Here is a 21,872-nt window from a genome sequence, read left to right as displayed (position 1 = left end):
GAGGCCACACGCCGGGCGAACGCGCGACGACCGCGCCCCGGCATCCCGGATCCTCCGCCCCCGGTTCTCGGCGGGCGCCGCCAGCCCCTCGGAGATGCACGACGCATGGCCACGCACGCGCACCCGCACAACCACTCGCACGATCACGCGCACGACGACGCCGCCGTGTGCTGCTCGCACCACGAGGTCGCGATCGAACGCTGGATCGTCTTCTACCTGCTCGGCGGGATCCTGATCCTCGCTACCACCATCTGCGACATCTTCGGCATCAACACGATGATCGCGCAGCTGCCCGCCATGATCGGCACCCTGCTGGTCTCCTGGCAGTTGCTCCTCGAAGCCTGGAAGGAAGTCCGCTCCGGGCGCGTGTCGAGCTCGTCGCTGGCTGCCCTGGCCATCCTCGGGGCGCTCGCCATCGGCTCGTACGCCACCGCCGGCTGGCTGGCGTTCATCCTGGTGGTGTTCGGGCAGCTCGTGCGCCGCTCGGCCAGCGGCGCGCAGCGCGCCATCGAGCAGCTCGTCCGCCTGACGCCCGACGAGGCCCGCGTCGTCCGCAACGGCACGGAGCAGACGCTGCCCCTCACGCAGGTGAAGGTCGGCGATGTCGTCCGCGTCCGCCCCGGCGAGAACCTGCCGGTCGACGGGCGTGTCGCGACGGGGCGAACCACGATCAACCAGGCGTCGCTGACCGGCGAAGCCGTCCCCGCCGAGGTGACGGTGGGCGACGCGGTGTACGCGGGCACGACGAACCTGACGGGCGGGATCGACCTGACCGTGACGGGCGTGCTGGGCGACACGACCATCGGCAAGGTGACGCAGCTCATCGCGCAGGCGGAGCGCAGCCGCACCCCGCGCCAGTTGCTCATCGAGCAGGTCGCGCAGTTCTTCGTGCCCGTCGTGCTCTCGGTCGCGGGCATCGCGTGGTATGTGCAGAGCCAGTCGGACGACCCGATGGTGCGGGCGGCGGCGGGCACCACCGCCGTCACCGTGCTGGTGGTCGCGTGCCCCTCCGCGCTCCTGCTGGCGAGCCCCAGCGCGATGCTGGCGGCCTTCGCCGCCGCGGCCCGCCTGGGCATCATGATCAAGAACCCGCGCGCCCTCGAAGCCGCGGCCTCGGTCAACGCCGTCGTCATGGACAAGACCGGCACCATCACCACCGGCAAGTTCCAGGTCACGCGCCTGGCGCCCGCGCCGGGTGTGGAGGGCGCCGAACTGCTCGCGGCGGCGGTGCAGGGCGAGCAGCAGTCGAACCACCCGCTCGCGCAGTCGATCGTGACGACCGGCAAGGCCGCCCGCATCGAGCCCGACGGCTCGACGAACTTCGAGGAGATCCACGGCCGGGGCGTGCGCGCCAAGACCAGCCTGGGCGAGGTCTGCGTCGGGCGCGCGTCGTGGCTGATGGAGCTCAACGCGGGCATCCGCGAGCACGTGGCGCACGTCGAGCAGCGGATCGAGGGCATGACGGGCGTGCACGTGATGCGCGACGGCCGTTATCTCGGCGCCGTCGGGCTCGAGGACACCGTCCGCCCGGGCACCAAGAACGTCGTGCAGAAGCTCCGCGACCTGCAGGTCAAGTTCATCGCGATCTTCACGGGCGACCGCCTGATCGTCGCGAAGCGCGTCGGGCAGGCCGTGGGCGTCGACGCCGTCGAGGCCGAGTGCCTGCCCGAGGAGAAGCACGAGCAGATCAAGGGGCTGGTGGCGGCCGGGTACCGGGTGATGATGGTGGGCGACGGGATCAACGACGGCCCGTCGCTGGCCGAGGCCGACGTGGGCGTGGCGATGGGCCTGGAAGGTTCGGACATCGCGGCGAACTCGGCGGGCGTCGCGCTCATGAACGACGACCTCGCCCGCGTGCCGTTCCTGATCGAGCTGGCCCGGCGCACGCGCGCGATCACCGGTCAGAACATCATCGCGTCGGTGGTCATCGCGCTCATCGGGCTCGTGCTGGCCTCCACGGGCCTGCTCACGAAGGTCGGCGGGTTCGCGCTCCCGCTGGCGGCGCTCTACCACTTCGCGGGCGACATCTTCGTCATCGGCAACAGCTTCCGCCTCTTCCGGTTCGGCGAGGAGTTCGCCGAGGCCGAGAAGCCCGGCGAGGGCGCGGTCATTCGTCGGCGCGAGGCCAGCCTGCGCGGGCTCTCGACCGCGCAGCCGGCCTGAGCCACCCGCGCCGTTACAGCACCGTCCCGGTGAGGATCGCCACCGCGATGCCCAGGTAGATCAGCGTCCCGCTGGCGTCCATCAGCGTCGCGACCATCGGGCTGCTCGCCGTCGCGGGGTCGAGCTTCAGCCGCTTCAGCAGCAGCGGCAGCAGCGACCCCAGCGTCGTACCCCACATCACCACGCTGAAGATCGCCGTCGCGACCGAGCGCGCCAGGGGCTGGGCGTGCGAGGCGGCGTGCACCTTCGCCTGCCCGGTGAACGTGAAGAACGTCACGCAGAGCCAGCCCATGGCGGCGAGGGTCGTGCCGAGCATGAGGGCCGTGACGAACTCTTTGCGGACGATCTGCCACCAATCGGCCGGGCGGATCTCGCCCAGCGCCAGCGCGCGTGTCACGAGGGTGGCCGCCTGGCTCCCGCTGTTGCCCCCGCAGCTCATGACGAGCGGCATGAACAGCACGAGCACCGCGGCCTGGGCGAGGCGCTCCTGAAACCCGCCCAGCACGAGAATCGTGACGGTCTGCCCGACGAACAGCGCCGCCAGCCACACGCCCCGCTTCTTGTACATCTCGACGTGCCCGGCATCCATGTACGGCTGTTCGAGCGCCGCCACGCCGCCCAGCCGCTGGATGTCCTCGGTCGCCTCGGCCTGCGCGACGTCCGCCACGTCGTCGCTGGTCACGATGCCGATGAGCACGCCCCGCGAGTCGATCACGGGCAGCGCGACCCGGTCGTACCGCGCCATCGTCCGCACGGCCTCTTCCTGGTCGTCGGTCGCGCGGAGCTTCACGAAGCTCCGGTTCATGTGCTTCTCGACCGTGTCCTGGGGGTCCGCCAGCAGCAGGCTCCGCAGGCGCAGGTCGTCGATCAGGTGCCCCTCGTTGTCGATCACGTACACGTACGCGATCGTCTCGGCGTCCTTCCCGTACCGGCGGATGTGATCGAGCGCCTGCGAGATCGTCCACTGGGGGCGGATCCGCACGTAGTCGGGCGTCATGAGGCGCCCGACCGTGCCCTCCGGGTAGCCCAGGATCGCCTGCGTCGCGCGGCGCTCGTCGGGCGAGAGCGACGCCATCACCCGCTGGGCGATGTCCTCGGGCAGTTCGTCGATGAGGCGCGCCCGGTCGTCGGGGTTCATCACGTCGATGACCCGCGCCGCGCCCTCCGTGCCCAGCTCGCGGATCAGCGACTCCTGGCGCTCCGGAGCCAGATACGCGAACGCCGCCGCCGCGTCGTCGCGCTGCAGGAAGCGGAACGCCACCGCCGCCGGCGCGATCTCGAGTTCGCTCAGAATGTCCGCGATGTCCGCCGGATGGATCGCCGCGAGCGCGTCGCGCAGGTCGGCGTACTGACCCTCGCGGATCAGTTCCTCGACCTCGGGCAGCAGCAGTTCGGCCGTCGGCGTCATCGCGCGGATGGTACGGGCCGGCGCGGGGTCGATGCTCAGCGCCGCTTCAGCGGCGCAACGTCCACGCCCGCGAGCTGCTCCAGACGCGCCACGATGTCGCGCGCGATCGCCCGCTCCCGCCCCTCGTCCCCGAACCGCCCCACGCGCACCGTGAGCTCGATCGCGCCGGGATCGCCCGCGGCCGCCCGCGTCGCCCGGATGATCACCGTCTCCGCCCCCGCCGTCACCAGCTCGACCGTCCGCTCCCGCTCCTCGGTGTCGCGCGGGGCGTGCACGAAGTACGATGGCGCCTGCGAGGGTGACCACGCCCCCACGCGCGCGAGTTCGTTGGGGCCAAGTGCCGCCTCGATCGCGGCGTCGAGGTCGTTCCAGTCGCCCCGCGCCCGCTCCTGCCAGCCCGTGGAGGGGGTCGTTTCCGCATACATGCGCTGCGCGCAGCCCCCGATCCACACCGCGGCCCATGCGAGCGAGAGCGCCGCGACAGCCGGACGCGTCGATGGCGCGCGTCGCGTTCCGAGGCGAGATCGCCGGTTGATTGTCCGGCGGGTTTGTACGGGGTATGATTGGGTCATGGGCGGATCGGGCGGGCGGTTACGCTACCATCCCCGGCTCGCCCGCGGCGGAGCCGCCGGAGTACAGATCGGTTGGAAGTTATCGTCAAGGTGCCCAGCGGATCAGAGCGCGTCCGGGTGCTCGGCCCGGCGGAACGGACCCTCAAGCTCCTCCGCGAGGCGCTGGGCGTCAACGTCTCGGCGCGGGACGGGCGGGTGCACGTGACGGGCGACCGGGCCCCGGTGCTGGTCGCGCGGAACGTGCTGGAAGAACTGTCGAGTTCGGCGCTGCGGGGCGAGGAGATGCCTACGCGCCAGCGCGTGCTCGACCTGATCTCGGGCGAGACCGAGGCGATCGGCGACGGCAACGAGCCCATCGGGTCGGTGGACGCGTGGGACGGCAAGCTGCACGTGTACGCCGCGGGACGCCCCGTGCGGGCGCAGACCCCGAACCAGGAGGCGTACCTCGACGCCATCCGCGGGAACGACCTGGTGTTCGCGATCGGGCCGGCGGGCACGGGCAAGACGTACCTGGCGGTGGCGGCGGCGGTGCACCTGCTCAAGACCGGGCGGGTGAAGCGCGTGATCCTGGCGCGTCCCGCGGTGGAGGCGGGGGAGAAGCTCGGATTCCTGCCGGGCGACCTGCGGGCAAAGGTGAACCCGTACCTTCGCCCGCTGTTTGACGCGCTGGCGGACATGATGGACTACGCGACGCTGCGCCGGTTCATGGAGAACGACGTGGTGGAGGTGTCGCCCCTGGCGTTCATGCGCGGGCGGACGCTGAACAACGCGGTGATCATCCTCGACGAGGCCCAGAACTCGACCAAGGGCCAGATGAAGATGTTCCTGACGCGCCTGGGGCACGGCAGCCGCATGATCGTGACGGGCGACGCGACGCAGATCGACCTGCCGGACCCGACGGACAGCGGGCTGATCGATGCGGCCCGGCGCCTGGCGCGCACGCCGGGCGTGGGGTTCGTGACGTTCGGGCGCGCGGACGTCGTGCGCCACAACCTCGTGCAGCGGATCATCGACGCGTACGGCGACGAGGACGACCGGCCCCCGCCGTCGCACGTGCGCCGGCCGGGCGCGCGTCCGCCCCGCCGCCCGGATAACCCGGAAGCGGACGCGGGTGTTGCGTCGATGGATGATCGGACGCTGACAGAGCCCGACCGGAGCGGCACAGGGCACGCATGACCCGCAGCACGAACAATCCGTCGCGCGTGAGCGACCTCGCGGGGCGTGTGCGGGCCGCGGGGCGTGACGCCACCGTCCGAAGCCGCGTGCTGCGCGCCGTCGCCACGCCGAGCCTGGGGTTCGGTGTGCTGGTGGCGGCGGGGTTCGCGCTGTTCGCGGCGGTAGTGACGATGGTCACCCACTCGGCGGCGCTTATCGCCCCCGGGCGGGTGATGACCGAGACGCGCGTCGTCCGAACGGAGCTGCGCATCCCCGACGAGGGGTTGACGCTGCAACTCCGCCGCGCTGCGCGCGACGCGGCCCCGCGCGTCTACGTGGGCGATCGCCCGACACTCGACGCGATCCAGTCGTCGCTCGAGAACCTGCCCCGGACGCTCGCCTCGGCCGAGAGCCTGAGCGACGTCGACCCGGCGATCGTCGAGCAGTTCGGGCTCACGAACGACGTGCTGCGGGCGGTGCGGGCCGAGTCGGTCGAAGGGCAGACCGGCCAGGGGTGGCTGACGCGGGTGCGGGTGTTCATGGACGCGCTGGCGCGCCGGCCCATCCTCGACCGCCAGACGTGGCAGAAGGGCACGCTCGACGGCACAAACCCGACGATCCGCCTCAGCATGCTGGGGCGCGAGGCGGTGGTGGTGCCCCGGGGCGAGGCGCTGAACATCGAGGACCGCGAGGCGGTGGAGAACTCGGTGCGGGTGATCGCGCGCGACGCGGGGTTCCCGGCGGCGGTCCGCCCGGCGATCATCGCGCGCGTCGTGCGCACCGGCCGCCCGACGTACGCGTACGACGAATCGGCGTCGCTCGCGGCGCAGGACGCGGCCGAGGCCCGGGCGCCCGAAGAGTTCCGCGTCATCCGCGAGGGCGAGGTCATCTACCGGCGCGGGGACGTGCTGACGGCGGCGCAGGCGACGCTGCACGCGCTGGAGATGGACGCGTTCGAGCGGACGCGTCCCGCGCTGTTCCGCTGGGTGCGGCGCGGGGCGGTGCTGGGCGTGTGCATCGCCGTCACGCTCGCGCTCTCCGGGTACACCCTGCTGTTCTGCCCGCGCGTGCGGCGCAACGCGCAGCGCATCGCGGGCGTCGCGGGGATCCTGGGAGGGGCGTTCCTGACGGCGTGCCTGGTCACCGCCTGGGCCCCGGAGTGGCGCGCCGTCTCGGCCCTGGCGCCCACCGTGCTCGTCGCGATGCTCATCACCATCGGGTACGACCGGCGGGCGGCGCTGGCCTTCGCGCTGCTCCACGGCCTGCTCGTGTGCGTCGCGCTGCGCGAGTCCATCGGGATGTACGGCGTGATCGTCGCCGGCGCGGGCGCGGTGGTGTGGTCGCTGAAGGAAATCCGCGATCGCAACTCGCTGTTCCGCACGACGCTGGTCACGGCCCTGAGCGTCTCGCTCGGCACCGCGCTCTTCGGGCTGGTGGAGCGTCCGTACGGGATGCCCGCGGTGCGGGAGATCGCGCTCGACTCGCTCTTCGCCGCCGGGGCCGCGCTGGGCGTGGGCGGGACGACGCTCTTCTTGCTCCCGCTCATCGAGCGTGCGTTCAACGTGACGACGGGCATGACGCTGGCCGAGCTGCGCGACCCCAAGCAGCCCCTGCTGCGCGAGCTCGCGCAGCGCGCCCCCGGCACGTACACGCACTCGCTGAACGTCGCGGCGATCGCCGAGGCTGCCGCCGAGCGCGTCGGCGCGGACAGCCTGCTGACGTACGTCGGCGCCCTCTACCACGACATCGGGAAGATGAGCAAGCCCGAGTACTTCGTCGAGAACCAGGGGGGCGGGCCCAACCGGCACGACCGCCTGAGCCCCGCCATGAGCCTGCTCATCGTCGTCTCGCACGTGAAGGACGGCATCGAGCTCGCCCGCGAGTTCCGCCTTCCGTCGCACCTGCAGCACTTCATCGAGGCGCACCACGGGACCACGCTCGTCGAGTTCTTCTACCACCGGGCCCGCTCGCAGGCGCTCGCCACCGCCCCGCGCGACAAGGACGGGCGCCCGATCGAGGACGACACGTACGTGCCCGACGAGCTCGAGTACCGCTACCCCGGGCCCAAGCCACGCACGAAGGAAGTGGCGATCCTCATGATCGCCGACGCGGTGGAATCCGCCAGCCGCGCCATGAGCGAGCCCAGCCCCGCCAAGATCGAGCAACTCGTGCGGGCCATCGCGCACAAGCGCCTGGTAGACGGGCAGTTCGACGACTGCGAACTCACGCTCCGCGAACTCAACCTCATCGTCGAGAGCGTCATCCGCACGCTGACGAGCATGCACCACGTGCGCGTCGCGTACCCCGAGCCCTCGACGCGCGCCCCCGAGCCCGGCGCAGAGCCGCAGACGCAGGCGCTGCCCCCCTTGCCCGAATCGCCCCCCGCGGCCCGCACGCCCGGCCCCGGCCAGCCCAGCCCCACGCAGCCGATGTGACGGGCGCCCCAGGTCTCGTCACGTGGGTCAAAGGAATGAGTTATTGGTGCTCGCATTCTTGCGATCACCTCGAACTTGACAAACTGGTCAATCGTACCGATACTTGAACATCAACCACAGTTGACGCCGTGGCACCGCCCAGCAGTGGGTTGTGCAATGGCAAGCCCCGCAGCCAGGAGACTGGCTGCGGTTGTTTTTGTGGGTATCCTTGGTTCATGCGGATTCTGTTCGTTGATGAATCGGGTGATACCGAACCGATGCGAGCCGGAGACCTGAATGCGCAGCCCTCGCTCGCCGTGATCGGACTATGCCTTGATGCAAGACGAGTTGAACAGATAACGCGTCGCTGGGTGGGGCTGAAGCAGCGTTTCTATCCGGGTCTGCTCCCTCGGAGCGCGAAGCCGTGGGATTGGCAGACGGTCGAAGTGAAAGGAACGACGCTCCGCAAGTATCTGCGGTCTGATCGACGCCGAGAAGAGAGGACGGCGGTCGGGTTCATCGATCGCACGCTCGACGTTCTAGAGGAGTTCGACGCGCGTCTTGCGGTGAAGGTGTGCATGAAGGGTGTCGGCGTTCCGTTCGACGGGCGGGCCGTGTACACGTCGGCGATTCAATGGCACTGCGAGCGTCTTCAAGAGCACCTGTCGGGTGTGAACGATCACGGTCTGGTAATCGTGGATAGCCGAAGCCACTTGCCAAATGTAAATGCAGCCCACAGCGTGTTCACCCAGAAGCTGCGAGCGAGCGGTGATCCGTATCCGAGCCTCATCGAGGTGCCGGTCTTCGGGCACAGCGACAATCACGCAGGGCTTCAGATCGCGGATGTCGTTGCGTCCGCCCTCGTCGTGCCCATGTGCTGCCACGGACTGCTTTACGGGAAGGTGATCAGCCCCCATTCGAATCCGGCGTATGCCAAGATCGGCGAGCGGTACTTCCCACGCGTCGAACGCCTTCTGTACCCCTGTCCTCCCGGGCGAACGGCGCCGACAGCGTTCGTCATCTCAAACGCCGTGACTCGCAGAGGTTTCGAGTACCTGAACGGCCGGTATGTGGGCAGCGGGAAGAGAGCTTCTCCCGATGGGACGCCTCAGGCCTCGTCGTAGAATCGTCGCACGACCCCTTCCCAATCCTCGCGGCTCTCCACCGCGATCATCTCGCGCCGGACCTCGTCGCCCCGCGGGTGGTGGGCCGCGAACCGGATCCCGAACTTGCGGATCTGTCGTGACGACAGCGCTTCGCCCCGGCGGGCGGTGCGGTTGACGGCGAGGAGCAGCGTGAAGTGATCGCGCAGCACCGCCGCCTGCTCGGCGATCGTGGGCCCCCGGGGCGTGCGTCCTTCCATGAGATCGCGCGCCTGGCGGAAGATCCACGGGTTGCCGATGCACCCGCGCGCCACGGCCGCCGCCTGCACGCCCGTGTACTCGACCATCCGGAAGATGTCCGCCGCCTCCCAGATATCCCCGCTGCCGAAGACGATCGCGTCGGGGCGCGTGCGCCGCACCTCGCGGATGAGGTCGCGGAGCAGGTCCCAGCGGCTCGGGCCCACGTATTTCTGCGCCACCGTCCGGGCGTGCACCGTCGACCACGCGTACCCCATGCCGCACGCCGCGTCCATGATCCGCGCCACGTTCGCCGCCATCTCGGGCGTGTCGTCGAACGACCGGCGCAGCTTCACCGTGCACGCGATGTGCGCCGGGACGGCCTCGCGCACCGCTTCCAGAATCCGGATCGCCCCCGCGGGCTCGGCCAGCCAGTGCCCGCCCCGCGCCTTGCGCTCGATCTTCTTCACCGGGCAGGCCAGGTTCACGTCAATCGCCGCGAAAGAAGCGGGGGAAGTTCCGAAGTTCCGGAGTTCCGGAGAAGAGGAGCTCCGGAGTTCTCTGCCGCGGACCTCCGGAACGTCTGCACCCTGGAACGTCCCCTTCGCTTCGGAACCTCGGAAATCCGTGTCTTCGGAACTCTCTTCCGGATCGCACGAGCCCCACCCGTCGTTGTCTTCGCCCAGCGTCACGCGCCCCAGTTGCTCGCCCCCCGGCAGGCGCAGGTGCTGGGTCGGCGCGAACGTCCCGTCCGAGGCGTACGCCATCGCGCGGTAGGCCCGCTCGCTGCGCGAGGCCTGCTCGATCATCTTGATCGCCGCCGCGGCCATCTCCGCGGGCTCGCTCCCCATGATCTGCCCCGCGAGCGGGTGGTCCTCGCTTCCCCCGGGCACGTTCTCGTGCAGTTCGCCCAGGTCGGCCTTGGCGAACCCGCGCCCGCCCGCGAGCAGCGTGCGATCGAGCAGCGCCTCGGTCACGCAGTACGGGCACCCGTGGCGTCGCGCGATGATCCGCATGGCGGCGTCGGAGTACCCCGCGAGCCCGGCCTGGAAGAACGGCGCGTCGAACCCCGGGACGACCGCGCGCACGCGCGGGTCCACGCCGCCCATCGCCGCCAGGCGTTCGGCGATGCGCCGGACGTCGATGTCGTCGGCGCCGGGGGCGACGGCGGGGCAGGGAGAGGTGGCGTTGGCGCTGGAACCGCAGGGGTCGCTGTTGCAATCGAGCGACATCGGGGCGACTATAGGTGAACGCGTGCCGCCGGCTGGCGGGGTCGCGGAAAGGACGTTTCATGCCGACCGCCCGCGTCGTGCTCATTGCCGCTGTCGCCCTGGCCGCCCCGTGCGCGTGCGTGTCGCGCCCGCGGGCCGAGGGCGCGGCGCCCGCGTACCCGCGGGAGGCGACCGTGACGTCGCTCGCGGACATCCAGGTCTTCCGGCGGGGCACGCGCCTGCAGTTCACGAACACGACGGCCCAGGACGTCGGCGCGTCGCGCCTGTGGCTCAACATGCGGTACTCGCGCCCCCTGGACCCCGTGGGCGTCGGCGAGAGCGTCGACCTCGACCTGCGCGACTTCGTCGATCAGTACGGCGAGCGCTTCCGCGCGGGCGGGTTCTTCTCCACCGAGCCCCCCAAGCCCGTCGTGCTCGCGCAGCTCGAGACGCCCGCGCCCGACGGCACGCCCGCCCTCGTCACGCTCATCGTGCTCGCGACCGACGCCGACCAGTGAACGCCATGAACGTCCTCGTCATCGCCGCCCACCCCGACGACGCCGAGATCGGCATGGGCGGCACCATCCGCCTGCTCGCCTCGCAGGGGCACCGGGTGCTCATCTGCGACCTGACCGACGGGAGCCCCACGCCCAGGGGCGACCGCGCGACGCGTCTGCGCGAGGCGGGCGAGGCGCTGGCGCACCTGCAGCCCGAGCGGGGCGAGCCCGTCCGTCGCGTGCTGCTCGACATGCCCAACCGCACGCTCGAGCACACGATCTCCACGCGCCACCGGGTGGCCGGCGTCATCCGCCTGCACCAGGCGCACGTGCTGTTCGTGCCCCAGTGGGAGGACGCGCACCCCGATCACCTGGCGGCGACGCGCATCGCCGAGGACGCGCGCTTCGACGCGAAGCTGACAAAGGTGGACATGCCCGTGCCGCCCGGGGCCGCGGCGATCGGCCCGCCCATCTATCCCCGCTGGCTCTTCTACTACGACATCTCGCACCTGCGCCGGGTGGCGGCGCCGTCGTTCTGCGTCGACATCACCGGGCACGAGCAGGCGAAGGTGCGCGCCATCCGCGCGTACCGCTCGCAGTTCGGCCCGTGGGACGATGACGGCGCGGGGTCGTTCGCGCCGGGTGATCCCAAGGCGATCGGCGCGCCGACGCCGGGCGCGGGGTTCGTGACGCCCGATTTTCCCGACCAGATGCTCGCGTACGGCGCGTTCTGGGGCTCGCGCATCGGGGTGCGGCAGGCCGAGCCGTTCTACACCCGCGAGCCCGTCGGGCTGCGCTCGCTCGACGCGCTGCCCGGCTAGGCGTCGCGCTGGGCGGACGCGGGCGCCGGCGCGCCAGGGCCGGGCGCGGGCTCGACCACGCCGGGCAGTTCCACCGTCATCGTCGTGCCTTCCTTCCAGACCGATTCCACGCCGATCGTGCCGCCCAGCACCTTGACGGCGTGCTTCACGATCGCAAGGCCCAGCCCCGTTCCCCGCCGGGGCGACCCGCCCGAGCGCGCCGGGTCTACCTGATAGAACCGCTCGAAGACGCGGTGCTGGTTGGCCATGGGGATGCCGATCCCCCGGTCGATGACCCGGAACCGCGCGCCCGCCCGACGTCCCGGCGGGCCCGGGACCAGCGACCCCACCAGACGCACCGTCGTGCCCGCATACGCGAACTTCACGGCGTTCTCCAGCAGGTTCTTGAGGATCAGGTGGATCAGCTTCGGATCCGTCTGGAGCTGCGCGACCTGCACGTCAAAGGTGAAGTCCAGTTCCAGCGAGCGTTCGGCGGCTTCGCCCGCGAACATCTCGCGGAGGTGGTCGAACACCTCCTCGGTGTCCACCGGCTCGGACTGCACCGGCGCCTCGGGAGATTCCAGACGCGAGAGGTCCAGCAGGTCGCGGACCATGTCTTCCAGGCGCTCGACGTTCTGCCCGATCATCTGCGCGAGACGCTCGCGCATCGCGTGATCGTCCCACGCGCCGTCCGCGAGCGTCTCGACCGCCACCCGGATCGACGACAGGGGCGTGCGCAGTTCGTGGCTGGCGTTGGCCACGAAATCGGTCTTGAGCTGCACGGCGGTGGCGAGTTCGGTGACGTCGCGCAGCGTGAGCACCGCGGCGACGCCGCTCTGCGCGTTGGCGCCCGGCGGCGCCGGGGCCGTCAGCACCTGGAACGTCCGCACGCCCTCGCGCGTGGTGACGCGGATCTGCCCGGCGCGGGCGGTGCCCGCCAACGCGGCCGAATGCTGCCCGAGCACCTCGGCCTGCGTGAACAGGTCCTCGAGCGCCATCCCCACCAGTGGGCCGGGGCGATCGGAAAAGAACTCGCGCGCCGACGGGTTGTGCGCGAGCACGACGCCCGCGCGGTCGAGCGCGAAGACCGGGCTGGGCACGCCCTCGAGCACCCGACGCAGTTCGTCGCGCCCCAGCGCGGGGGCGGCGTCGGAGACCGAGGCGCCATCGGGCTCGCGTCCGGACGCGCTCCCCTGGCCCGGGCGCTGGGCGCTCCGCCCGACGACGAGCGCCGCAACCCCGCACGCGCCGATGACGGCCGCCCCGGTGACCACCGCCGCAGGGCTCGTGACCCCCGCCAACCCCAGCCCCGCCATCGTCGCGCACGGGGCCAGCAACAGCCCGTAGCGCCATGCCCGAATCGGCTCGGCGTGTTCGGCGGTCATGCGTGCACTCTACGGCCCGGAGGGCGTCAGGGGACGGAGGCCTGCGTCGTCTCGCCGGTGGTTTCGTCGGCTTCGAGGTCGGGCGTCGCCCGGTACCCCACGCCGCGCACGGTCTTGACGATGCTCGCCTGCGATCCCAGCTTTTTGCGGATGGCCGTCACGTGCACGTCGATCGTGCGCTCGGTGACCGTGACGCCCGGGCCCATGGCGCGCGACATGAGTGCGGCGCGGCTGAGGACCCGCCCGTTGCCCTGGATGAGGGCGCTGAGCAGGCGGAACTCGGTGAGCGTGAGCTTGGCGGGCTCGCCGTCGATCACCGTTTCGTGCGTTTCGAGGTTCATCGTCACCCCGCCCATCGAGACGATGCGCTGCTCGCCCGCGGAGCGCCCGGCGCGGCGGAGCACGGCGTCGATGCGCGCCAGCAGGACCTTCGTGGCGAACGGCTTGGCGATGTAGTCGTCGGCGCCCACCGTGAGGCCGACGATCTGGTCGACGTCCTCGCTCTTGGCGGTGAGCATGACGATGGGCAGAGCGGCCGTCGCGGGGTTGGAGCGGATTCGGCTGGCGACTTCCGTGCCCGAGAGCTCGGGAAGCATGATGTCGAGGATGACCAGATCGGGGGGTTCGAGGGCGATGCGTTCGAGCGCCTGCCTGCCGGTGAAAGCGGCGGAAACGTCGAATCCGGCGCGCTTGAGGTTGTAAGTAAGGAGTTCGACGAGGTCCTTCTCGTCATCCACAACCAGGACGTGCTTGCGGGCGTTGGACATCGCAAAGTCCTTAAGTTCAAATGAGAGCGGGTCTTGCGTCTTCATGGTGTGTTCGGTAAATCCTCGTACCCGAGAATAAACAGCGCTTCACGCGTCTTCCAGCGGGCGGGCGCTTGGATTGTGTAAAGCTTTGGGGTCGGAGGTGGAGGGGAGGGGAAAGCGTGGAAAACTTGTGTCGCGATAACTCACGGACCGAAATTGTCAATGGCCCGGTTTGCAGTCGCTAATCACGCGGGGTATAGTCCGGCCCAAAGTCGCCTGTTCGCGGGCGGATCTCGCGGGGTTTGGTGAGGTTCGGGGGTCGAGTTCGTGGGCGGGTCGAACCGCGCTGAGTAGGGTTTGCTGGAAGTTTGGACGCAGGATCGCACAGCAGACGAGAGTACTCGGACCACGGTGGTCCGAAGCGTGCCGGGGGCGGAGCCCTCGGGGAGAGCGCCGACCCCGGCGGGTCGGGCACACAGGGGCGCGAAGCCCCGGTTCGGAGAGCGGCGCGGGATTCCCGCGGCTCCGGGCTGCGATAGGACGGGACGGCTTCGTGGCCGCCCCGTGTGCCGGACGGGCGGCTGGACCGCATCGCCCAAGCCGGGAACGGATTGCAGGGATGGTGTTGGTCCTTTCAAGGAGTTGACACAGATGAGTCAGACCAAGGTGATGGTGGCGATGGCTGGTGCGGCGATCTCGAGCGTGGCCCTCGCGGGCACGGACGCGATCGAACTGCGCGCCGACGCGGCGAACCGGACGAGCCAGCTCGCCCCGGTCGCCGGGTACACGAACGGGTTCTTCGAGATCGGCGACGGCGCCAACAACGTGCTCCGCATCGGCGGGACCACGACGACGCGTCTCAACCTCTCGTTCCGCGACGACTCCACCGTCGGCGATCAGGACGACTTCACCCAGGGCTTCAACCTGCCCGTCCAGCGTCTGCGCTTCCACGGCACGATCTGGGACAAGAACCTCTCGTACAAGATCCAGGGCAACTTCTCCGACGAGAACCCCGGCGGCGGCACGTTCGCCCTCGAGGAGGCCTGGGGCGCGTACGACTTCGAGAACGGCTTCACGGTGAAGTGGGGCCAGCAGAACCTGGGCCTGCACCGCGTGCAGCTCGTTGACCGCGAGTACCAGCAGGCCATGGACCGCTCCATCGCCTACGCCGCGTTCTCCAGCGGGTACGTCCAGGGTGCCCAGTTCGCCTACAACGCCGAGCAGTTCCGCGTGATCTTCGGCTTCCACGACGGCATCGGCGGGCAGAACGCCGACTTCAACAGCGCCGCCGAGGCCGACTTCGGCGTCAACGCCCGCGTCGAGTTCATGGCGATGGGCACCGACTGGAACACCTGGAACTACTTCTCCTCCTGGAAGAGCGCCAGCGAGGACGGCCTGCTCATCGGCGCGGGCGTGAACTACCAGACCGGCGGCGAGACCGGCGGCACCGCCGACGTCGACGTCATCGACTACACCATCGACGCCCAGTGGAAGAGCGCGGGCTGGAACATCTTCGCCGCGATGTACGGCACGCACATCGACCCCGCCGGCGGGACCGACTTCGACAACTTCGGCGGCGAGGTCAGCGCCGGCTTCTTCGTGACCGACCAGGTCGAGCTCTTCGGCCGCTGGGACGGCATCTTCCTCGACGACTCCGTCTTCGGCGGCGACACCGACGTCCACTTCGGCACCGTCGGCGTCCACTACTTCCTCTCCCCCGAGTCGCACGCCGTCCGCTTCACCTTCCAGGCCGGCTACGCCTTCAACGACACCACCAACGTCTTCGGCTCGTCGGGCATCATCGGCGACACCCGCCACGTGTTCCTCGGCGACTCCGAAGAGGGCGAGTTCACCTTCGCCTTCCAGGGCCAGGTCATCTGGTAAAGACCTGATCTGAACAGATCGTTCTTCGCAAGGCCCGTCCCGAAAGGGGCGGGCCTTTGTCATTGGCGGGAAAGTGCGGGGGTTCCGAAGTTCCGAAGTTCCGAAGTTCCGGAGTTCCGGAGTCACGGAGTTCCGAAGTCACGGAGTTCCGAAGTCACGGCGTGCAGAAGTTCCGACATGACGCAGGTTCCGGAGTCCGGAAGTGTGGGAGCCGCACAGGTCCGGCGCGACCCGGCCGTTCGCGGCCATTCCCCACTCCGGAACTTCTGTACTCCGGAACTCCGGAACTCCGGAACTTCGTTGCTCCGGAACTCCTGCCTACTTCCGCGCGCCGCCCGTCATGCCCACTTCGTCTTCGCCCACGTCGCCGGCGTCGACATCACCCGCGGGGGCGGGCTTCACCTCGACGTGCGCGAGGCGCTTCTCGCCGCTGCCCGCGTGCGCCGGGCGTTCGTGGCTCGCGGCGTTGCGCCCGTCGTCGGTCACGCGGTAGACCATGCCGATGGTCGTCTCGGGCTGGCCCAGGAGCAGGCGGTCGGCGAGCTCGACACCCTGCATGAGCGAGTGGTCGGTGTTGGCGACCTCGTACTTCCACATGCCAAAGCGCCCGCGCGAGTAGATGCCGCGGGACTCCAGCCACGGGATGACCTCGCTCAGGATCGCGTCGCGCTCGACGCTGGGCGTGGGGTACGAGTAGTCGGCGTAGTAGCACCAGCGGCTCACGATGTTCGCGCGCTCGCCCGGCTCCAGCAGCCCGGCGCGCTCCAGCCCGCCGATGACGTCTTCGATCACCGCGTCGGGGTTCTTCCCGGCGTTGCCGGGCGTGGGCTTGACCTCGCTCTCCGAGACTTCGCACAGCAGCGAGTAGTAGTTCGCCTTGTCGGGCGTCATGAAGGGCGAGTAGTTCGAGAGGTATGTCACGCGGTAGAAGGGGCAGTTGTCCTCGGGGAAGTACATCCAGCTCATGGTGCTGGGCGTGCCGCCCCCGGGCGTGCGGCTCTTGAGCCCGATCCCCACCATGTAGCCCGACGAGTGCAGCAGCCCCGCGGCGGCGGCGCGCACCCGGTCCGGGATCGCCCCGCGCAGGACCGAGCCGACGAGCACGTCGAGCGGCATGGTCGTGAGCAGCGCGTCGTACGTCGTGCGCGTGCCGTCGCGGAACGTGACCTCCCGGCGCTCGTGGTCGATCGACGCGACCTCGCGGTTCAGGCGGATGTGCGAGGCGGGGGTCTCGCGCCCGTCGGGCGAGAGGCCCAGTTCCGGGCCGAACCGCCGGTAGAACTCGCCCGTGCCGCCCCGCAGGGGGAACTTGAACTGGTTGTTGGGGCCCCAGCCGAAGTCGTCGGTGCCGAGGATGGCGTTGCGGAGCGCGCGGTCGACGTCGAGCACCGCGACGCGCTCGCCGATCCACTGCTTGTTCATGCGCTCGGGCGGGTAGGCCCAGACCTTGAAGTTGTACGGGCGCATGAAGTACTTCGCGATGCCCTCGCCGAAAACGGCGTCGATGAACTCGCCGAAGTTGGCCGCGGCGGCGGGGGAGGGCACGCGTCCCTTGCCGTGCTGCGCCTTGATGAGCCCGCTCAGGCACTCGTAGCACGCCTGGGGCGGGAGGTAGCGCACGTTGTTCTGGAAGGGGTAGGGCACCCAGCGGTCCATCATGCGGACCCACGACTCGCGGTTGTTGAGCGTGAACTCCTCGCCCATGAGGCGCTCGAAGCAGCGGTCGTAGTACGTGTAGTGGCTGAACATGACGTGCCCGCCGATGTCCCACGTGAACCCGGCGTCGTCGGTGAAGCTGTGCGCGAGCCCGCCCACGTACGGGTGACGCTCGAAGATCTCGAAGTTCGCGTGCCCGAGCTCCTTCAGGCGGTAGCCCGCGCCCAGCCCCGTGGGGCCGGCGCCGATGATCACGATCCGGCCGGGATCGCGCGGGGCGTGTGCGGGCTGGCGGGCGTCGGGCCCGGCGTGTCCGGGTGCAGTGTCGGCCATTCGTCCTCCATCGGAGCGCTGCGGCGCGCCGCGAGGCCCGCCGAACGCCAACGGTAGGTGCCGCACCGCCCCGGCGCGTGCGCGTCCCGCGTCCGGGCCCGGTACGCTTCGCCCATGCGGCAACGCGGCGCATGGGCGGCTGGTCGGGCGGGCGGGACACGGCGCGGAGCGCCCCGGGGCGTTCGGTGGGCCGCCGCGCTGGGAGCGCTCCTGTGCGCGGTGCTCGCGGGCGCGCCGGGCGGCTGCGGCGCGAAGGGCACGGGCGAGTTCGCCATCGAGCCGGGGCGGTACGCGGCGACCTTCGACGCGACCCGGCGTGTGCTGCGCGACGCGCGGTTCACGATCGAGCGCGTCGACGCGGCCGGGGGCGTGATCACGACGCGCGAGAAGGCGTCGCCCGGGCTCGCCGCGCCGTGGGACACCGAGCAGACGACGCTGGGGCAGGAGACGTCGGACCTGCTGAACCGCCAGCGCCGGGGCGTGCGCGTGGTGTTCGAGGGCGACTCGCCCGACGCCGAGCCCACGCGCGGTCGCGTCGAGGTGACGGTGTACCGCGTGCAGGCCCCGGGCCTGCGGGTTTCGAGCCGCACATGGCAGACGGCGTCGTACACGGTGGACCCGATGCTGGTGGCCCGGGGCGTCGGCCTGGGCACGAGCATCCCGTACACGCGCGACGAATACCTGGAAGCCCGGCTGGCACGCGCCATCGAGCGCGAGGCGGCGGCGGACACGCCGGGGCCGTAGCGCCCAGCCGCGGAACGCGCGGGCAAAGTTATGGGCAACATCACGGCAGGCATCGAGGCACTCGAAGGCACTCGAAGGCAGCGGGGCACCGAAGGCAGCGGGGCAGCGAGAATGCAGCCTCGCGGCGCGTGCTATTCCAGCGCGTCGAGGATCAGCCGCCACGCCTCGCGCACGTGCTCTTCGCGCGTCGAAACGGCACCGATGCACAGGCGCAGCACGAAGCGCGGCGGCCCGTCCGCGACCTCTGGCGGCAGCGTCGTGTGCGTCAGGTACATCTTGCCCGACGCGTTCAGACGATCCAGCAGCGCCCGCGCGCGGGCGTCGGTGGCGCCGGGCGATTCGCCGGGGCGCGGCGTCGGGCGGAAGACGACGAGGTTCATCGTGCGCGGGGCGGCGAGTTCCAGGCGCGGCTCGATGCGCACCCAGGACTCGACCAACCCCGCCAGACGCACGTGCTCGCGGATGTACGCACGCAGCCCCGCGAGCCCGTAGTGGCGCATGACGAGCCACAGCTTGAGCGCGCGGAAGCGCCGCCCGAGCGGGACGTGCCAATCGCGATAATCGACGACGCTCCCAGCGTCTGACGCGGCGTTGCGGAGATACTCCGGCACGATGGAGAGCGACGCCGTGAGCGAGGCCGGGTCGCGCGTCCAGAGGCAGTTGCAGTCGAAGTTCGTGAGGAGCCACTTGTGCGGGTTGAAGGTGAACGAGTCGGCGTGCTCGACACCCGCCGCCGGCGAGCGGAACTCCGGGCAGACGAGCATCGCGCCGGCGTGGGCCGCGTCGACGTGCAGCCAGGGGCGGGGTTCGGGCGGGCGGGCGAGCACGCGGGCGATGCTCGCGAGCGGGTCGACGGCGGTGGCGCCGGTGGTGCCGAGCGTGGCGGACACGAAGAACGGCACGAGCCCGGCCGCGCGGTCGGCGTCGATCGCGCGGGCCAGCGCGTCGGCGTCCATCGCGCCGGCGGGATCGGTGTCGATGAGGCGGACGCGCGCCCGATCGGCCGCGTCGAGCGCCAGGCCCGTCACCATCGCGCCTTTCACGATCGACGAGTGCGCCTGCGTGCTCGTGTACAGCGTGAGGCGCCCGGCGGCGTCGCGGCGGGACGACTCGGAGAGCGCCCGCAGCGCTCGGTGCCGCGCCGCGGTGATAGCGCTCACGACGGCCTCGCTCGCCGTGCCGTCGATGACGCCCCCGCCGCCCCCGCGGAACAGAAACGCGTCGGGCAGGCCCAGCGCGTGCCCGAGCCAGTCGAGCGCGCGCATCTCGAGCTCGGTGCAGGCCGGGCTCGTCGCCCACAGCATGCCCTGCACGCCGAGCCCCGCGGAGAGCAACTCGCCCAGCACCGACGGGGCGGAGATGTTCGCGGGGAAGAAGCCGAAGAACATCGGGTGCTGCCAGTGCGTGAGGCCCGGCAGCACGATCCGCTCGAGATCGGCCAGCAAGGCCGCCGCCAGGTCTTCGCCCGCTTCGGGCGGGAACTCGGGGAGCGCGCGCAGCACATCGCCGGGCGCGGCCCGCGACGCGACGGGCAAGCCCTCGACGCGCGTCCAGTAGTCGGCGATCCAGCCGAGCAGGCGCTCGCCCAGACGCCGGAACTCCTCGGGCGCCATGTGCGGGATGGGCTCGGGCTGGGGCTCTGGCATGGCCTTGGGCATGAGCTCGGGTTGGGGTTGGGGTTGGTGCTGGGGCACGGGCGCTACTCCGGCAGGCGTTCGAGGTGACGCTCGACGCCCTCGGCCAGCCGTGAGACGATCTCTGGCCCGAAGTCGAACGGCAGCCCCGCGCGCGCGAACAGCTCGGGCAGCGGGCGGCTGCCCCCCAGCGCCAGCGCGCTCGTGTAGCGTCCGATCGCGTCGGCCTCGTCCTTCTCGACGGCGTCGAGCCAGAGCTGCAGGGCCCCGAGCTGCGCGATGGCGTACTCGATGTAGTAGAACGGGTACGAGAACAGGTGCCCCTGGCGTTGCCACGCCGCGTCGCGCGCGGGCTCCAGGCCCTCCCACGAGACCGAGGAGCCGAAGCGCGCGTCGAGCGCGAGCCACTGCGCGGTGCGCGCGTCGCGCGTGTGCCCCGGGTTCGCGTAGACCCAGTGCTGGAAGGCGTCGATGGTCGCGATCCACGGGAGGCGAGAGATGGTCTGCTGCAGTTGGTCGCGCTGCGCGCGCCGGAACGACTCGTCGTCGTCGTAGAACGCGCGCCCCGGGCCCAGCGGGCCCCAGTGGCGCATCGAGAGCAGCTCCATCGCCATGCTCGCGACCTCCGCGAACTCGATCGGCGCATCGCGGTACTCCACCAGCGGCTCGTGCTCGCAGAGCATCGAGTGGAACGCGTGCCCCGCCTCGTGGGCCATGATCATCACGTCGCGCTGCAGCCCGGCCGCGTTCATGAAGATGAACGGCACGCGCGAGCGGTGCAGCATCGACTGGTATCCGCCCGGCGCCTTGCCCGGGCGGCTGTCGAGGTCGAGCCGCACACGCCCCACGTCCGCGTCGCTCCGCACGGATTCCGTCCCGTCGCCCAGGCGCTCGAACAGCTCGCCCAGGCGCGGGTCCAGCCGGCGGAACACCGTCCGCATCCGCGCGATGAGGTCGGCGCCGGTGTCGAACGGGCGCAGCGGCGGGCGGCCCTTGACGTCGACCGCGAGGTCCCACGGGCGCAGCGTCTGCACCCCCAGCGTCCGCGCCCGCTGCGCCTCCAGCCGGCGCACGAGCGGGACGATCTCGCGCTCCACCGCCTCGTGGAAGCGCTCACACGCGGCGACGCCGTAGTCGAAGCGGTGGAGCTGCGCGAACGCGTAGGGCGTGTACGTATCGAACCCCGCGTTGCGCGCGACGCGCGTCCGCAGCGCGACGAGCTCGTCGTAGATCGCGTCGACGCGCTCGCGGTCGTTCAGACGGCGCTCCGCCACGCTCCGCCACGCGCGCTCACGCGTCGCGCGCTCGGGCAGTTCGAGGTACCGGGCCATCTGCGAGGGCGTGCGGGTCTGCCCGTCGAACTCCACCGTCATCGCGCCGCAGACCTGGTCGTACTGCTGCGCGAGCTTGTCGATCTCGGTGACGAGCGGGACGTTCTCCGGGCGGAAGATCGCGACGTCGGCCCGGGCGTTGCGCAGCAGCACCGCGTAGCGCGCCTCGTCGAGCCGGTGCGCCCGCTCCAGGTCGACCAGGCGCGTGTCGAGCTCGAAGAACAGCGGCGACAGTCGCGGGGCCACGTCCTCCAGGTAGCGCGTGAACGCCTCCTGCGTCTGCGACTCGCCCGTGCGGCAGGTCATCGCGATGTACAGGCGCGAACGCCCTTCGCCCACCGCGGCGATCAGTTCGCCCCGATCCAGCAGCCACGCCTCGAGCGCGCCCGGCGATGTCACCGGGCGCTCGAGCAGGTCGCGGAACAGGGGCTCCAGGGGCGGGAACGTGGTCGCGTCGACCTCGGCGGGCACGAACGTCGTCATGGGCCGATGGTACGGGCGTGACGCGGCGGGGCCGGCGTGCCGCGAAGCGGACCGGCGAAAAGAACAACGCCCCGCGGGCGGGGCCGGCGGGGCGTGGAGGAGTTGCGGGGTGC

At 70.8% G+C, this 21,872-nt stretch carries 16 protein-coding genes; 8 read left to right on the top strand and 8 right to left on the bottom strand.

The genetic code is table 11. From position 1 onward, the window contains the following. Positions 1–105: 105 nt before the first annotated feature. The gene (locus tag SFY69_03750) at positions 106–2,163 is read left to right on the top strand and encodes a cation-translocating P-type ATPase (GenBank protein ID MDX2131151.1); all 2,058 of its coding nucleotides are present in this window, start codon (positions 106–108) and stop codon (positions 2,161–2,163) included. Positions 2,164–2,176: 13 nt separating this feature from the next. On the opposite strand, the gene mgtE is transcribed toward SFY69_03750, so the two are convergent. Both mgtE and SFY69_03740 read right to left on the bottom strand, forming a co-directional pair. After that, the gene (mgtE, locus tag SFY69_03745) at positions 2,177–3,571 is read right to left on the bottom strand and encodes a magnesium transporter (protein MDX2131150.1); all 1,395 of its coding nucleotides are present in this window, start codon (positions 3,569–3,571) and stop codon (positions 2,177–2,179) included. 35 nt (positions 3,572–3,606) lie between these two features. Beyond that, positions 3,607–3,996 (bottom strand): hypothetical protein, encoded by a 390-nt coding sequence (locus SFY69_03740; GenBank protein MDX2131149.1) that lies wholly within the window; start codon positions 3,994–3,996, stop codon positions 3,607–3,609. A gap of 237 nt (positions 3,997–4,233) precedes the next feature. Here SFY69_03740 and SFY69_03735 point away from each other — a divergent pair, with 237 nt between their 5' ends. The 3 genes from SFY69_03735 (at position 4,234) to SFY69_03725 (ending at position 8,836) form a co-directional block, all read left to right on the top strand. Further along, positions 4,234–5,319: a PhoH family protein gene (locus tag SFY69_03735; protein ID MDX2131148.1), complete on the top strand. Its 1,086-nt coding sequence runs from the start codon at positions 4,234–4,236 to the stop codon at positions 5,317–5,319. Continuing rightward, positions 5,316–7,733, top strand: a complete 2,418-nt coding sequence (locus SFY69_03730) for an HDIG domain-containing protein (GenBank protein ID MDX2131147.1) — start codon at positions 5,316–5,318, stop codon at positions 7,731–7,733. The genes SFY69_03735 and SFY69_03730 overlap by 4 nt, the downstream gene beginning before the upstream one ends. Before the next feature lie 215 nt (positions 7,734–7,948). Next, positions 7,949–8,836, top strand: coding sequence for a DUF3800 domain-containing protein (locus SFY69_03725; GenBank protein MDX2131146.1), 888 nt, complete (start codon positions 7,949–7,951; stop codon positions 8,834–8,836). On the opposite strand, the gene SFY69_03720 is transcribed toward SFY69_03725, so the two are convergent. Beyond that, on the bottom strand, positions 8,821–10,284 hold the full coding sequence (locus tag SFY69_03720) for a tRNA-dihydrouridine synthase family protein (GenBank protein ID MDX2131145.1): 1,464 nt from the start codon (positions 10,282–10,284) through the stop codon (positions 8,821–8,823). The genes SFY69_03725 and SFY69_03720 overlap by 16 nt on opposite strands. A gap of 59 nt (positions 10,285–10,343) precedes the next feature. On the opposite strand from SFY69_03720, the gene SFY69_03715 reads away from it, so the two are divergent. Both SFY69_03715 and SFY69_03710 read left to right on the top strand, forming a co-directional pair. Beyond that, positions 10,344–10,781, top strand: coding sequence for a hypothetical protein (locus tag SFY69_03715; protein ID MDX2131144.1), 438 nt, complete (start codon positions 10,344–10,346; stop codon positions 10,779–10,781). A 5-nt stretch (positions 10,782–10,786) separates the two neighbouring features. Then, entirely contained in the window at positions 10,787–11,581 is a 795-nt protein-coding gene (locus tag SFY69_03710) for a PIG-L family deacetylase (GenBank protein MDX2131143.1), read from the top strand. Here the strand turns inward: SFY69_03710 and SFY69_03705 are convergent. Both SFY69_03705 and SFY69_03700 read right to left on the bottom strand, forming a co-directional pair. Continuing rightward, on the bottom strand, positions 11,578–12,945 hold the full coding sequence (locus tag SFY69_03705; GenBank protein ID MDX2131142.1) for an ATP-binding protein: 1,368 nt from the start codon (positions 12,943–12,945) through the stop codon (positions 11,578–11,580). The genes SFY69_03710 and SFY69_03705 overlap by 4 nt on opposite strands. A gap of 26 nt (positions 12,946–12,971) precedes the next feature. After that, positions 12,972–13,757 (bottom strand): response regulator transcription factor, encoded by a 786-nt coding sequence (locus SFY69_03700; GenBank protein ID MDX2131141.1) that lies wholly within the window; start codon positions 13,755–13,757, stop codon positions 12,972–12,974. 588 nt (positions 13,758–14,345) lie between these two features. Between SFY69_03700 and SFY69_03695 the strand changes: the two genes are divergently transcribed. After that, positions 14,346–15,578 carry a porin gene (locus tag SFY69_03695; protein ID MDX2131140.1) on the top strand — a complete coding sequence of 411 codons (1,233 nt, stop codon included), beginning with the start codon at positions 14,346–14,348 and terminating at the stop codon, positions 15,576–15,578. A gap of 318 nt (positions 15,579–15,896) precedes the next feature. Here SFY69_03695 and SFY69_03690 read toward each other — a convergent pair whose 3' ends face one another. Further along, positions 15,897–17,567 carry an FAD-dependent oxidoreductase gene (locus SFY69_03690; GenBank protein ID MDX2131139.1) on the bottom strand — a complete coding sequence of 557 codons (1,671 nt, stop codon included), beginning with the start codon at positions 17,565–17,567 and terminating at the stop codon, positions 15,897–15,899. 114 nt (positions 17,568–17,681) lie between these two features. Here SFY69_03690 and SFY69_03685 point away from each other — a divergent pair, with 114 nt between their 5' ends. After that, positions 17,682–18,311: a hypothetical protein gene (locus SFY69_03685; GenBank protein MDX2131138.1), complete on the top strand. Its 630-nt coding sequence runs from the start codon at positions 17,682–17,684 to the stop codon at positions 18,309–18,311. Between the two features lie 131 nt (positions 18,312–18,442). On the opposite strand, the gene SFY69_03680 is transcribed toward SFY69_03685, so the two are convergent. Both SFY69_03680 and SFY69_03675 read right to left on the bottom strand, forming a co-directional pair. Continuing rightward, positions 18,443–20,005 (bottom strand): pyridoxal-dependent decarboxylase, encoded by a 1,563-nt coding sequence (locus tag SFY69_03680; GenBank protein ID MDX2131137.1) that lies wholly within the window; start codon positions 20,003–20,005, stop codon positions 18,443–18,445. A gap of 5 nt (positions 20,006–20,010) precedes the next feature. Continuing rightward, complete coding sequence (locus tag SFY69_03675) at positions 20,011–21,759, bottom strand: M3 family oligoendopeptidase (protein ID MDX2131136.1); 1,749 nt, start codon at positions 21,757–21,759, stop codon at positions 20,011–20,013. Between the last annotated feature and the right edge of the window lie 113 nt (positions 21,760–21,872).

The organism is Planctomycetota bacterium, from assembly GCA_033763975.1.
Taxonomy (GTDB): Bacteria; Planctomycetota; Phycisphaerae; order Phycisphaerales; family UBA1924; genus RI-211.
The sequence above is the reverse complement of the archived record's forward strand: the minus strand, read 5'-3'. Positions and strand labels throughout refer to the sequence as shown.